At 47.5% G+C, this 12971-nt stretch carries 14 protein-coding genes; all 14 read left to right on the top strand.

Annotated features, from left to right (window positions below; genetic code table 11):
• The first annotated feature begins 2 nt into the window (after window positions 1-2).
• Window positions 3-959 carry a MucB/RseB C-terminal domain-containing protein gene (locus tag BLT32_RS02135; RefSeq protein ID WP_053952663.1) on the top strand — a complete coding sequence of 319 codons (957 nt, stop codon included), beginning with the start codon at window positions 3-5 and terminating at the stop codon, window positions 957-959.
• A complete protein-coding gene (locus BLT32_RS02130) occupies window positions 959-1384 on the top strand; it encodes a SoxR reducing system RseC family protein (RefSeq protein WP_053952662.1) in 426 nt (141 codons plus the stop codon). Before BLT32_RS02135 ends, BLT32_RS02130 begins: the two co-directional genes overlap by 1 nt.
• Window positions 1385-1503: 119 nt before the next feature.
• Entirely contained in the window at window positions 1504-3315 is a 1812-nt protein-coding gene (lepA, locus tag BLT32_RS02125) for a translation elongation factor 4 (RefSeq protein WP_053952661.1), read from the top strand.
• A 3-nt stretch (window positions 3316-3318) separates the two neighbouring features.
• The gene (lepB, locus tag BLT32_RS02120; RefSeq protein WP_053952660.1) at window positions 3319-4239 is read left to right on the top strand and encodes a signal peptidase I; all 921 of its coding nucleotides are present in this window, start codon (window positions 3319-3321) and stop codon (window positions 4237-4239) included.
• Entirely contained in the window at window positions 4236-4925 is a 690-nt protein-coding gene (rnc, locus tag BLT32_RS02115; RefSeq protein ID WP_053952659.1) for a ribonuclease III, read from the top strand. The genes lepB and rnc overlap by 4 nt, the downstream gene beginning before the upstream one ends.
• Entirely contained in the window at window positions 4922-5839 is a 918-nt protein-coding gene (gene era / locus BLT32_RS02110; protein ID WP_053952658.1) for a GTPase Era, read from the top strand. Before rnc ends, era begins: the two co-directional genes overlap by 4 nt.
• Before the next feature lie 3 nt (window positions 5840-5842).
• Window positions 5843-6544 carry a DNA repair protein RecO gene (gene recO / locus BLT32_RS02105; RefSeq protein ID WP_053952657.1) on the top strand — a complete coding sequence of 234 codons (702 nt, stop codon included), beginning with the start codon at window positions 5843-5845 and terminating at the stop codon, window positions 6542-6544.
• 2 nt (window positions 6545-6546) lie between these two features.
• Window positions 6547-7275, top strand: coding sequence for a pyridoxine 5'-phosphate synthase (gene pdxJ, locus BLT32_RS02100; RefSeq protein WP_053952656.1), 729 nt, complete (start codon window positions 6547-6549; stop codon window positions 7273-7275).
• Entirely contained in the window at window positions 7275-7655 is a 381-nt protein-coding gene (gene acpS / locus BLT32_RS02095; RefSeq protein WP_053952655.1) for a holo-ACP synthase, read from the top strand. Before pdxJ ends, acpS begins: the two co-directional genes overlap by 1 nt.
• 21 nt (window positions 7656-7676) lie before the next feature.
• Window positions 7677-9050, top strand: coding sequence for a 23S rRNA (uracil(1939)-C(5))-methyltransferase RlmD (gene rlmD / locus BLT32_RS02090; protein WP_053952654.1), 1374 nt, complete (start codon window positions 7677-7679; stop codon window positions 9048-9050).
• A 3-nt stretch (window positions 9051-9053) separates the two neighbouring features.
• The gene (relA, locus tag BLT32_RS02085; RefSeq protein ID WP_053952653.1) at window positions 9054-11231 is read left to right on the top strand and encodes a GTP diphosphokinase; all 2178 of its coding nucleotides are present in this window, start codon (window positions 9054-9056) and stop codon (window positions 11229-11231) included.
• Between the two features lie 19 nt (window positions 11232-11250).
• Complete coding sequence (gene mazG, locus BLT32_RS02080; protein WP_053952652.1) at window positions 11251-12036, top strand: nucleoside triphosphate pyrophosphohydrolase; 786 nt, start codon at window positions 11251-11253, stop codon at window positions 12034-12036.
• A 10-nt stretch (window positions 12037-12046) separates the two neighbouring features.
• Window positions 12047-12505: a GNAT family N-acetyltransferase gene (locus BLT32_RS02075; RefSeq protein ID WP_053952651.1), complete on the top strand. Its 459-nt coding sequence runs from the start codon at window positions 12047-12049 to the stop codon at window positions 12503-12505.
• Window positions 12506-12712: 207 nt separating this feature from the next.
• A partial coding sequence (locus BLT32_RS02070; RefSeq protein WP_176764939.1) for a transposase occupies window positions 12713-12971 on the top strand: 259 nt, incomplete at its 3' end.

Genomic DNA, 12971 nt, shown 5'->3' with positions numbered 1-12971 from the left:
CGATGATAACTCGGTTGTACCAGTCACTGATAGCCGCTGCCGCTGTGTTATTTCTGTCGGCAGCAAGTGCTCAGGAAACGCAAAAGGAAATTGACGGTGAGGGCTGGTTTGACCGTATGTCAAAGGCACTGACATCCCTCAATTTTGAAGCCTCTCTAGTTCATGTTCATGGTGACCAAATAGAACCTTATCAGTGGTTCCAGGCGGTCGGTGAACCACAAAGTCAGGAACTGCTCATTCGCATGAATGGTCCTGACTTTCGTATTTTGAGAGTAGGCAACCGTGTTGCTCACTTTCATACCTCAGCCAGTAACTTTTCATTAATTGCAGATTCAGTGTCGACCATTTTGCCTGTCGCTTTTACTGAGCCTTTCGCAAATATAAAGGATACTTATCAAGTCACTATTAGTGGCGGCGCGCGTGTACTTGGCCGTAATGCTCAACACTTGCGTATTATCAGCCGTGATAACCAGCGTTACAGCTATTCGCTTTGGGTCGACAGATCGTCCGGTATGTTGCTCAAAATGATGATGCATGATCAACGCGGTGACATTGTTGAACAAATGCAGTTGACCAGTCTCTCTATTCGTGAGGACTCTCCCGGCGTTTTAAAAGAAGTGTCAGATTTGGAAATGCCACCATTACTAAGTGACCTTCGCATATTGAACAAACCGGGGTTTCCCGTAAAACCCGGCTGGCAGCCTCAGGGCTTTGAACTTATTACCAAACAAAGCCATAACCTGGTTGCTGAATCGACACTGGTTGACCATTATTTATTTTCAGATGGTGTGACGGAGTATTCGATTTACATTGCAAGGCTTACCGATGATATGGAAACCGATGTGGCGCTGTCTTCCTCACAAACCTTATTCACAATGCGTTATAATGACTACTTAATTACTGTTGTCGGGCAGGTGCCACTCAGCATCGCCCAGCGAATAGCGCAAGAAGTGAGATAATGAAAGAATTGGCAGAAGTGGTTGCCGTTGACGGTAACCGAGTCACAGTAACCACGCAATTAAAAACCGCTTGCTCAGGCTGTGCCCAGGTTTCTACTTGCGGTGCGGGTATTCTTAGTAAAGTGTTTGCCGACAGAAACGCCCAGTTTCATGTGGTGACAGACGAGTCTGTTACCGTTGGTGACCGAGTAGAACTCGATGTGCCAGAGCAAGCCGTTACTCAATTCGCTCTCATGCTTTATGGCTTGCCAATTTTAGCCTTGTTGATTATTGCTATTGCGCTACAAAGTTCCGAGGCTGTTCATGAAGGTATTACCATTTTATTGTCTTTTGCAGGCTTTGCGCTGACGTTTTTAGGCTTGCGGGCGTGGTTTCGGCGCCGAGACATTAAAATAAACCAATTGGTACGAATAAAAACCGTATAACGTGGCTTTTTCAATTCTCGCCAAATAAACCATAAAAACCTTTGTTCTTGCGCCTAACATGAGTATGATCGGGGCTAATTTTTGAAAGTCAGAATTTAAGTTTTACAGAGGTATCATCAATGCCGGATAAGGCGTTCAAGCAAAGTAATATTCGCAACTTTTCTATTATCGCTCATATCGACCACGGGAAGTCCACACTGTCTGACCGGCTCATACAGCATTGCGGGGGGTTAACCGACCGCGAAATGGCCGAGCAGGTCCTTGATTCCATGGATCTTGAGCGCGAGCGCGGTATTACCATTAAGGCGCAAAGCGTCACGCTTTATTATACGGCACAGGACGGTGAGACCTATCAGCTTAACTTCATCGATACCCCGGGACACGTCGACTTCTCATACGAAGTCTCGCGTTCTCTGGCAGGTTGTGAAGGTGCGCTACTGGTTGTCGACGCGGCGCAAGGCGTTGAAGCACAGACACTGGCGAACTGTTATACCGCTATTGAGATGGACTTGGAAGTGGTGCCGGTTCTGAACAAAATTGACTTGCCTCAGGCTGATCCAATGGCTGTAGCGCAGGAAATTGAAGACATTGTGGGTATTGAAGCTGTCGATGCTGTTCAATGTTCAGCAAAAACAGGAATTGGCATTGACGACGTACTAGAGCGCATTGTTCGTCAAATACCGCCACCAAAAGGTAGCGAAGAAGAGCCTTTGCAAGCCCTTATTATTGACTCATGGTTTGATAACTATCAGGGCGTTGTGTCTTTGGTTCGTGTGCGTAATGGCACATTGCGAGCGGGCGAAAAAATGACGGTGATGTCGACCGGTCAGTCGTTCCAAATCGATAAAGTGGGTTACTTTGATCCCAAACCGCATGAAACCGGCATATTGCACACTGGCGAAGTGGGCTATGTTATTGCGGGAATTAAAGATATTTTGGGTGCGCCAGTGGGCGATACGCTAACAAATACCCGAGCTCCGGCCAAAGAGCCCGTCCCCGGTTTCCAAAAAGTGAAACCACAGGTTTATGCGGGTATGTTCCCAATTAGTTCAGACGATTACGAAGCTTTTCGTGACGCTCTGGGTAAATTGGCATTGAATGACGCTTCGTTATTCTATGAGCCTGAAAACTCAGCAGCACTGGGTTTTGGTTTCCGTTGTGGTTTCCTTGGCATGCTGCACATGGAAATCATTCAGGAGCGACTCGAACGCGAGTACAACATTGACCTTATTACTACCGCACCAACAGTAGTCTATGAAGTTGAAAAAACAGACGGCGAAATCGTCAAAGTCGACAATCCGGTAAATCTACCGCCAGTCAACGATATTGAAACAATTTACGAGCCTATCGTGGAAGCCAGCATCCTGGTTCCACAGGAGTTTTTAGGTAATGTCATCACGCTCTGCGTTGATAAACGTGGTGTGCAGACAGGCATGACCTACCATGGCAAGCAAGTCTCCGTAACTTATGAAATCCCGATGGCTGAAGTGGTGATGGACTTCTTTGACCGCCTGAAATCGTGCAGTCGTGGTTATGCGTCGCTCGACTATCAGTTCAAAAAGTTTGAACCTGCGGACATGGTTAGGGTCGATATACTGATTAATGGTGACCGAGTGGATGCGTTGGCAATGATCACGCACCGCGATCATGCGGAAGGGCGTGGTCGCATGTTGGTGGATAAAATGAGAGAACTGATTCCACGACAAATGTTTGATATTGCTATTCAGGCCACTATCGGAAACCACGTTATTGCGCGTTCTACGGTAAAACAGCTACGTAAAAACGTAACCGCTAAGTGTTACGGTGGCGACATAAGCCGTAAGAAGAAACTCTTACAAAAACAAAAAGAAGGTAAAAAACGCATGAAGAACCTGGGTAACGTTGAAGTACCTCAGGAAGCTTTCCTTGCGGTTTTAAAAGTAGGCAAATAGGAAATGGCCAATTATTTTTCATTAATTTTAACGGTAGTTACTATCGTATCGGGGCTGCTTTGGCTATACGATGCGAAGTTTTTAAAACCTAAACGTCAGGCAATAGTTGCTGAGGTTGAAAAAAAGACCACCAGCCCGCTGACAGAAGAGCAAGTAGAACAGTTAGCACCGCAACCCAAGCTAATGGAGCTGGGGCAGTCGATATTCCCGGTTATCGCTTTGGTGTTGATCGTTAGAACAATATTGTATGAGCCATTTCAAATTCCGTCGGGCTCAATGATGCCAACGCTGCTACGCGGTGACTTTATACTGGTGCAGAAATTTGACTACGGTATTAAAGAGCCGTTATTTCAAAACACCATTATTGAAACAACCGAGCCCAAACGTGGTGATATCGCAGTTTTCAAATATCCAGTAGAACCAAATATTGATTACATCAAACGTATTGTCGGTTTGCCTGGTGATCGTATTGTTTATCGCAATAAAACCTTATACATTCAGCCAGCTTGTGAAGAAGGGCGCAGAGATTGCCCGGAGATGGAAGTCATTAAAACGCAACTGAAGGACGATGGCGCATACTTTTCTGGCTCTTCGCCGCTTAAAACCTACGAAGAAAGTTTAGGTGACGTTAAACATGATATTTTAGTTGATCCCAGAGTGGCGTCACGTCGTGCATTTTTCTATGACCAACCGGGTACTCAACGTGATGAGTGGGTTGTACCCCAAGGCCAGTATTTCGCTATGGGCGATAACCGCGATAATTCACGTGACAGTCGTTATTGGGGCTTCGTAGATGAAGAGCATTTAGTCGGTAAAGCTGTCTTTATTTGGATGAGTTTTGAAATGGACCGGGGACAAGACAGTTGGCTGCCTTCGTGGGTACCAACGGGGATTCGATTTGAAAGACTGGGGAGTATCGAGTGAGTTTACCCAAACCACCGTTAACTGAACTAGAAAAAATTGTCGGACATCAATTTCAAAAACAAGAGGTGTTGCGACAGGCTCTCACGCACCGTAGTGCCTCATCCACCCATAACGAACGCCTGGAATTTCTGGGCGATTCTATTTTAGGGCTGGTAATAGCTGAAGCTTTATTTAAGAAATTCCCGAAAGTCGCCGAAGGTGATCTAAGCCGCATGCGGGCCGCTATTGTTTGCGGCCGTTCGTTGGCGAAGCTGGGAAAAAAAATGGGGCTGGGTGACTTCCTGTCGTTAGGTCAGGGCGAGCTAAAAAGTGGCGGCTACCGTCGGGAATCGATATTGGCGGATGCAGTAGAAGCCATTATCGGTGCCATTTACCTCGACAGTGACATGGACACAGTTAGAGAAGTCATTTTGAAGTGGTTTGAACCACAGCTCGATGACATTAAGCCGGGTGCCAGCCAGAAAGATCCCAAAACACGTCTGCAGGAATGGTTACAGGCAAGACAGCAACCGCTGCCAGAATACGATGTGATTGCTACACAAGGGCAGGCGCATAATCAACAATTTACAGTTCACTGTGTTATTGAAGGGCAACAAGAGCCATTCATAGGCAGTGGCACAAGCCGTCGCAAAGCAGAACAAGCTGCAGCGACCTCGGCATTAGAACATTTGCAGGAGCGTAAATGACGCTTGATATAGAACTCGACGACAACAAACACAGCGGCTTTGTCGCTATTGTTGGGCGCCCAAACGTGGGTAAGTCGACGCTGATTAACCGTATACTCGGTCAGAAAATCAGCATTACCTCGAATAAACCACAAACAACACGCCACCGCATTCTGGGCGTAGACACCGACGGTGACTGCCAGGCGGTTTATGTTGACACGCCGGGTATGCATATTGAAGAGCCGCGGGCAATTAATCGAGTAATGAATCAGACGGCATCTTCCGCGTTAAAAGACGTCGATTTGGTCCTGTTTGTTGTCGATAGTTTGAAATGGCTGGAAGACGACAAAATGGTGCTTGAGAAAGTGCAGCGCAGCAAGGTACCGGTGGTCTTACTGGTCAATAAAGTCGATCAGGTTAAAAACAAAGAGAAGTTACTGCCGCATTTGCAGTGGTTGAGTACACAGCACGACTTTGCAGAAATATTGCCGATATCAGCCACCCATGGTGACAACCTCGACGAGCTGCGCAAAATTGTGCGTGGTCACTTACAACCTGGTTTTCATTACTTTCCGGAAGACTATGTCACTGATCGTTCAGTGCGCTTTATGACCGCTGAAATTATACGTGAAAAGTTGATGCGCTTTACCGGTGATGAGCTGCCGTATGAAACAACGGTGGAAATTGAGCAGTTCGGTCACTCAGAAAAAGGTACGACGCATATACATGCACTTATTTTGGTTGAGCGCGAAGCACAGAAGCGAATGATCATCGGAAAGGGTGGTGAACGCTTGAAAACTATAGGCACAGAAGCTCGTCGTGACTTAGAGCGTTTGCTCGACAACAAAGTACTCCTTAAACTATGGGTGAAAGTGAAGTCGGGTTGGTCTAATGACGAACGAGCCTTAAAAAGTTTAGGGTACCGCGAGGACTAAATCGTGATTCAGCGAGCCTTAGTGTTGCATCGCTGGGATTTTCAGGAAACCAGTCTGCTGCTGGATGTGTTCACAGAGCAAAACGGGCGCGTCCGGCTTATTGCTAAAGGCGCTAAACGGTCCAAAAGCCCATGGCGTGGATTAGCTCAGCCTTTTGTACCAGTGAAAATAGAGTACAAAGGGCGCAGCGACTTAAAAACGCTGACACTACTTGAACAAGACACCCAATCAGCCCAAATAAGACTTACCGGCAATGCACTTTATAGCGGCTTCTACCTCAATGAACTGTTGCAACGCCTGCTGCCGGCAGAAGCTGAAGCACAGGAGCTGTTCCAGCATTACTGGTCGGCGATAGCTGCGTTGTCCGAAGCGAAACATGTAGAACCAGCACTCAGACGCTTCGAATGGCAGCTACTTGAACATTTGGGGGCAGCCTTTGACTGGTATCATGATGCTGACACTGGACAGCCGCTAAAAGATCTTGAGTACTGTTACTTTGTGCCCGATCATGGGTTAGTGTCGACGCCCCGGCATAAAGACGACAAAGCTTACCCAGTCAATGATATTGAACGAATAGCAGACTGGGACATAAGTGACGAACACCGCTTAAAACAGTTAAAGTGGATAATGCGCGAGGCGCTTCACGTGTATTTGGGTGACAAACCGCTGCGCAGCCGTGAACTGTTTCAGCAAAGAAGGAAGTAACCATGAGAGAATTACGCTTAGGGGTAAACATTGACCACGTCGCAACACTTCGAAATGCGCGTGGCGTACGTTACCCAGACCCGGTAGCTGCGGCCAGCATTGCTGAACGTGCAGGAGCTGACGGTATCACCATTCATTTGCGTGAAGACCGCCGGCACATTACCGATCGCGACGTGGCGATGCTGAAGCAAACTCTGAACGTGCCAATGAATTTAGAAATGGCCGTGACCGATGAAATGATCGACATTGCAGTAAAAACACGGCCAACGTTCAGTTGCCTGGTACCGGAAAAGCGTGAAGAGCTGACCACTGAAGGCGGTCTAGATGTTGCTGGACAAGTTGAAAACATTGCCAATGCGACCAAGCGTTTAACGGATGCAGGCATTCAGGTGTCGCTATTTATTGATGCTGATCACAAGCAAATTGATGCAGCAAAAGAAGCCGGAGCTCCTATAATTGAATTGCATACAGGCCAATACGCTGAAGCTGACACTGAAGAAGAACAGAAAAAAGAATTGGCCCGCTTAATGGAAGCGGCGGAGTACGCGCACTCTATTGGTTTGCAGGTTAATGCGGGTCATGGCCTTCACTACCACAACACATTAGACGTTGCGCAAATTCCGCAAATGGTCGAACTGAATATTGGTCACTCTATTATTGCCCGGGCAGTTTTAGATGGTCTGGATAAAGCTGTCCGCGATATGCGGGAAATACTCGATAAGGCAAGATAATGGCAATAGTAGGACTGGGTACGGATATTATTGAAGTGTCCCGTATCGAGAAGTCGTTAGCGCGTGGCGACAGCTTAACTAAGCGCGTACTGACTCCCAAAGAGCAGGAAGAAATGAGCGCGTCGGTTGACGAAGCTGCGTATTTGGCGAAGCGGTTTGCCGCTAAAGAAGCTTGTGCTAAAGCGTTTGGGCGCGGTATTTCTGCGGGACTATCTTTTCAGCATATGCAGGTTGTCCACGACGACTACGGAAAGCCCAGTTGGCATTTTACCGATACCGCTGCCCAGTGGATTAAAGAAATGGGGGTTGTTGCCAGCCATTTATCCATCAGTGACGAAAAGCATTACGCCGTGGCAACGGTTATTTTAGAGTCTGAATAAAATAGGTTAAACACAACCCAAATGGCGCAATTTTTTAAGCCGCAAAAGCGTGGCAAAGCCGTTAGTAAAACTCTCAAAGCTCAAGTCTCCGGGCTTGATCATCAGGCGCGAGCGGTTGTTCGTGGCTCTGATAAACAAGCGGGTCGAAAACCTCAAACACGTTTCATTATTGGTGCGTTACCCGGCGAGGTCATTCAGTACAAAACCACCGGCAAACACAGCGGTACGCTTGAACGTATTCTGGAGCCAAGCGCAGACCGTCGCGATGCTCCCTGTAAATATTATGAGCAATGCGGTGGTTGCGACTTTCAGCATGTCGATGAAAGCTATCAGTTGCGCCACAAACAGCAAGTGGTGGAAGAGCTGTTTCAGAAGTTCGGTGTGTTTGACGCTGCGACTGAAAGCCTGCCCTGGCAGGCACCATTAGTCAGTGAGCCGACTCGATATCGTCGGCGTGTCCGCCTGGCCACCCGCTGGCTCGGTAAAGAACAAAAATTACTTATTGGTTTTCGGGAAGCGCAAAGTCATCAGATTGTGCCAGTTGAAGACTGCTTAGTGGCTGAAGAAAGCTTATTGCAAGCGGTGAATAGGCTGTATCCAGTGCTAAACACCTCAAGTATTGCGACTAAGCTGGGGCATTTAGAAGCCATTCACACCAATAAGCCAGTTATTTTACTGCGTATAACGGACAGCTTGCCAAAGGACGCTATACAGTCACTTGAGAACTGGCAGGCAGAGCAGAATATCGATATTTGGCTGCAAAGCGACAGCGAATTAACGCCTCTGAACAACGCAAGTTTACCTTTTGATACTTCCATAGACGGCGACAAGCTGTACTTTCAACCCGGAGATTTTTTGCAGGTTAACGGCGGTATTAATGAACGTATGGTTCAGCAGGCTATAGACTGGCTTGCGCCGGAAAAAACGCAACGCGTGTACGACTTTTTCGCAGGTATTGGTAACTTCAGCATCCCGTTAGCGCGTCGAGCCAAGTCGGTACTGGCAGTGGAAGGTGTGTATCGCATGGCGGAACAAACGCGCAATAACGCTGAAACCAATAGTCTTACTAACTTGAGTTCCTTAGCGGCTGAACTAGATGATATTACCGCGTCTGAATTAGGTGAACCGGCTGACTTATGGTGTTTAGACCCGGCTCGGCCCGGAGCAGAAGGGGTGATGACGTTACTTAAAAAGCTCAAACCCGAGCAACGCCCTAAGCGAATTGTGTACGTTTCTTGCGCGCCGGATACACTCGCGCGAGACGTTGCCACTATTTTTGGTCTAAAAAGCAATAAAAAGACCTCCGACTACCGTATTAGCAAGCTCTGCACAGTTGACATGTTCCCGCAAACGCATCACATTGAAACCATGGTTTGTCTGGAGCGAGCGTCGTAAGTCATGGTCCATGTACGCAGTACCCACGTGGATGATCCCAAGTACAAAGACAGCGAACAGCATTGGCTGAACGCTGTGAGTGATCCTGAGCCACTGGAAACTACCTTAGAGCAGCTAAAACAACGATTTCCAAAAGAAGAAGCTGCACTGCTAAAAGGCCAGGAAATGGTAGAGATTCTGGCACCGCTTAAGCTTGACGCGGAATCGCTACTGGCGGCTTTGTACGTACCACTGTTGGAATCCGGTAAGCTCGACCTCGACAAGCTCACCGGCAAACAGTCAAAAACGCTCATTGTGCTGTTGCGTAACGTACAGCAAATGCAAAGCATTAGTGACTTACAACATTTTCAGCACGGCCAGCCTGACGGTACTCAAATAGACAATGTACGACGTATGTTGCTGTCTATGGTGGAAGACGTGCGTGCGGTGCTCATTAAGCTTGCAGAACGTATTTGTTACCTGCGTGAAGTGAAAAACGCCGACGAAGAGACACGAGTCTTAGCAGCCAAAGAGTGTTCGGAAATATACGCGCCTTTAGCCAACCGTTTGGGCATAGGTCAGCTTAAATGGGAACTGGAAGACATAGCTTTTCGGTATTTGCACCCGAATACCTACAAAACCATTGCCAAGCGCTTGCATGAGCGTCGTACAGACCGAGAGCAATACATAGAGAACTTTGTTGCTGACTTGCAAAACGCGTTGGACGAGCAGCAAATACAGGCCGAAGTTTATGGCCGCCCCAAACATATTTACTCTATTTGGCGCAAAATGCAGAAAAAACATCTGCAGTTTGAGCAACTGTTTGACATACGTGCGGTTCGTATACTCACGCACAACTTAAAAAATTGTTATGCCGCGCTGGGCGTTGTGCATTCGCGGTGGCGACATATTGCTTCAGAATTTGACGACTACATAGCGACGCCAAAACCTAATGGTTATCAGTCCATTCATACGGTGGTAGTCGGGCCGGAAGACAAAAGTGTTGAAATTCAAATTCGCTCGCATGATATGCACGATGACGCTGAACTGGGTGTCGCCGCACACTGGATGTACAAAGAAGGCCCGGCAACCGGCAAACGTCACGGTTTTGAGGATAAAATTGCCTGGCTGCGTAAGCTGCTGGCCTGGCATGAAGACATGGCCGGTAGCGAAGGCTTGGTCGATGAAATTCGCTCACAGGTCTTTGAAGACCGGGTGTATGTGTTTACGCCGAAAGGTGAGGTTATGGACCTGCCGATGGGCTCAACGCCGCTCGACTTTGCGTATTACATTCATAGCCAGGTTGGACATAAGTGCATTGGCGCCAAAATTGATGGCCGCATTGTGCCCTTTACCTATCAGTTGCAAAACGGCGATCGCGTTGAAATCCTGACTCAGAAAAGCGCACAGCCGCGTCGTGACTGGCTTAACCCACAACTGGGGTACTTACATTCCTCGCGGGCAAGAGCCAAGGTTCATACCTACTTTAAAAAAGAAGACCGGGATAAAAACCTACACGCGGGCAAAGAGCTGCTGGAAAATGAGCTACAGAAGTACGGCATTTCGCTGCATAAAGCCACAGACGTTTTAGCACGCTTTAATGTCAGTAATCTAGACGACCTATTAGCTGCCATTGGTGCCGGTGATGTGCGCTTGCATCAGGTTGTTAACCAGCTCAAGCCGGAAACAACCGAAGCTGATAAAGTTGAGCAAATTAAGAAGCGCACTAAAGTCACCAAGCGCAAAGTTGGTAGCACGTCGGAAGTGGTTATTGAAGGTATTGGTAACCTCATGATGCAATTTGCGAAGTGTTGCGAGCCATTACCGGGCGAGCCTATACGAGGCTTTATTACGCAAGGGCGTGGCGTGTCTGTGCACAGACGTGACTGTGAGCAGTTAGCGCATTTGCTGAATCAGCACCCTGAACGTGGCATTGAAGTCAGTTGGCCCCGTCAGACGCATCAGGACTATCGAGCGGAGCTACGCATTTCAGCGTTAGACCGCAGCGGATTGCTGAACGACATTACCAGCGTGTTAGCGAATGAAAAAGCCGCCGTCATGCAAATGGACAGTGACGCTGACAGCCAGTCTCAAACCGCCACAGTAGTATTGGCTTTGGCTGTAAAAGATAACGAGAGCCTACAGCGAATTAGTCAGCGCTTGCGGCAAATTAACGGAGTTGAACAAGTACAACGGGTGTAAGCCCTAAAGGTTTTTATAAATGACGAGTGAATTTAACGGTGTCGCCGAATTAACAGGTGTCATGCGTCGGTTGCGCGACCCCGAGGGCGGTTGCCCCTGGGACTTAAAGCAAAGCTTTGAGTCACTTCTGCCGTATACCATAGAAGAAACCTACGAAGTGGTTGACGCGATTCAATCGGGCGACATGGCCGCGATTAAAGACGAGCTGGGTGACTTGCTGTTCCAGGTGGTGTTTTATGCTCAGCTGGCGAAAGAGCAGGGCGACTTTGTGTTTGACGACATTGCAGCGCATACCGCCAATAAGTTGATTAGCCGCCATCCTCATGTATTTGGCAGTGATGCCGAATGCAACTTGTCCGATGCCGAAATTAAAGCCCAGTGGGAACAGATAAAGCAGCAAGAGCGTACTGAGAAAAATGCCCGTGGCTCTGTATTTGACGACATACCCAGTCAGTTGCCGAGCATTTTAAAAGCCGCCAAACTGCAAAAGCGTGCGGCCTCCGTCGGTTTCGACTGGCCAGAAGCTGAACCGGTATACGACAAAATTGAAGAAGAAATACAAGAAGTAAAAGAAGCAACAGACCAAGAGCACATTGAAGAAGAAATTGGCGACTTGCTGTTCGCTGTTGTTAACCTCGCACGTCACAAACAAGTGAACCCTGAAGCTGCGCTGCAACGGGCCAACGAAAAATTCAAAAGCCGCTTCCAAAACATAGAGCAACGCCTAAGCGAGCAGGGCAAACATCCCACTGACTGCAATTTAGATGAGCTTGAAGCTTTGTGGCAACAAGCTAAGAAGGCCTGACTGAGCTCTCATGTCTAAACTAACCGAAGCTATTTCTTTTAGACTGACGCAAGACTTGTCTAAATCAGCCGCAATCACTTACGACAATATGCGCTCGTATTACGAACATTACGGAGTTGGTTGGCAAGAATCTAAAATACTGGAACAAATTGTCGACTTAGATAATTGGGATATTTTGTGTGACGGTCAGCTAATTGGAGCGTTGCGCCTTTCATTTGATGGTGACTCTTGCTGGTTAAGAGATCTTCAAATTATCAAGGACTTTCAGAACAAAGGTATTGGCGGGGCGGTGTTGGCCGAAGCAAAACGAAGAGTTGAAGAGTCTGGAGCTTACAGGCTAATGTTGAAGGTATTCAAAATTAGTCCTGCATATCGCTTATATGACAAGTTCGGCTTCACGCTGACTAACGAGGATGACCGGTTTTATTATATGGAGTTAGATGTAATCAAAAAGTCAGAGAAGCTATAAAAGCTATTATTGAGTATTCATACAAGCTTCAATAAGCTGCTTCAAATGCATTGATAAAGGGATAGTTAAGTGTTTTACATGGAAGTTTTATTGCTTGTTTTGTTCGTTATGCTGTTAGCCGCTGGGTATAAGAAAAATAACCGAAATATGAGGTAGTGTTCAGAATTCTGTGTCATTTCGTTAAACTAAGCAAAAAAGAGATGACATATGACCAAAACCAATTTCGACATGGATGCCGCTTTAAAGCAGTTGCGTGAAGGCAAAGACCTCACCGGCAAAGACGGCATCCTGACACCGCTTATTAAACAACTCACCGAAGCCGCGATGCAGGCTGAGCTTGAAGAGCATCTCAGTGATAAAGAGCAATCTAACCGCAAGAACGGTTCGACGTCAAAAACAGTCAAGAGTCCGGCCGGCAGCTTTGAACTTGATACGCCCCGCGACAGAGCCGGCTCGTTTGAGCCGC

The sequence above is a fragment of the Idiomarina zobellii genome (assembly GCF_900100855.1).
In the GTDB taxonomy this organism is placed as follows: Bacteria; Pseudomonadota; Gammaproteobacteria; order Enterobacterales; family Alteromonadaceae; genus Idiomarina; species Idiomarina zobellii.
Note: the sequence above shows the minus strand (reverse complement) of the source record. Positions and strands in the feature narration are given on the sequence as shown.

Bases quoted from the DNA above. Each gene is read 5' to 3' on its own strand.
- BLT32_RS02135 (WP_053952663.1), top strand. From the start codon at position 3: ATGATAACTCGGTTGTACCAGTCACTGATAGCCGCTGCCGCTGTGTTA.
- BLT32_RS02130 (WP_053952662.1), top strand. From the start codon at position 959: ATGAAAGAATTGGCAGAAGTGGTTGCCGTTGACGGTAACCGAGTCACA.
- lepA (WP_053952661.1), top strand. From the start codon at position 1,504: ATGCCGGATAAGGCGTTCAAGCAAAGTAATATTCGCAACTTTTCTATT.
- lepB (WP_053952660.1), top strand. From the start codon at position 3,319: ATGGCCAATTATTTTTCATTAATTTTAACGGTAGTTACTATCGTATCG.
- era (WP_053952658.1), top strand. From the start codon at position 4,922: ATGACGCTTGATATAGAACTCGACGACAACAAACACAGCGGCTTTGTC.
- pdxJ (WP_053952656.1), top strand. From the start codon at position 6,547: ATGAGAGAATTACGCTTAGGGGTAAACATTGACCACGTCGCAACACTT.
- acpS (WP_053952655.1), top strand. From the start codon at position 7,275: ATGGCAATAGTAGGACTGGGTACGGATATTATTGAAGTGTCCCGTATC.
- rlmD (WP_053952654.1), top strand. From the start codon at position 7,677: ATGGCGCAATTTTTTAAGCCGCAAAAGCGTGGCAAAGCCGTTAGTAAA.
- relA (WP_053952653.1), top strand. From the start codon at position 9,054: ATGGTCCATGTACGCAGTACCCACGTGGATGATCCCAAGTACAAAGAC.
- mazG (WP_053952652.1), top strand. From the start codon at position 11,251: ATGACGAGTGAATTTAACGGTGTCGCCGAATTAACAGGTGTCATGCGT.
- BLT32_RS02075 (WP_053952651.1), top strand. From the start codon at position 12,047: ATGTCTAAACTAACCGAAGCTATTTCTTTTAGACTGACGCAAGACTTG.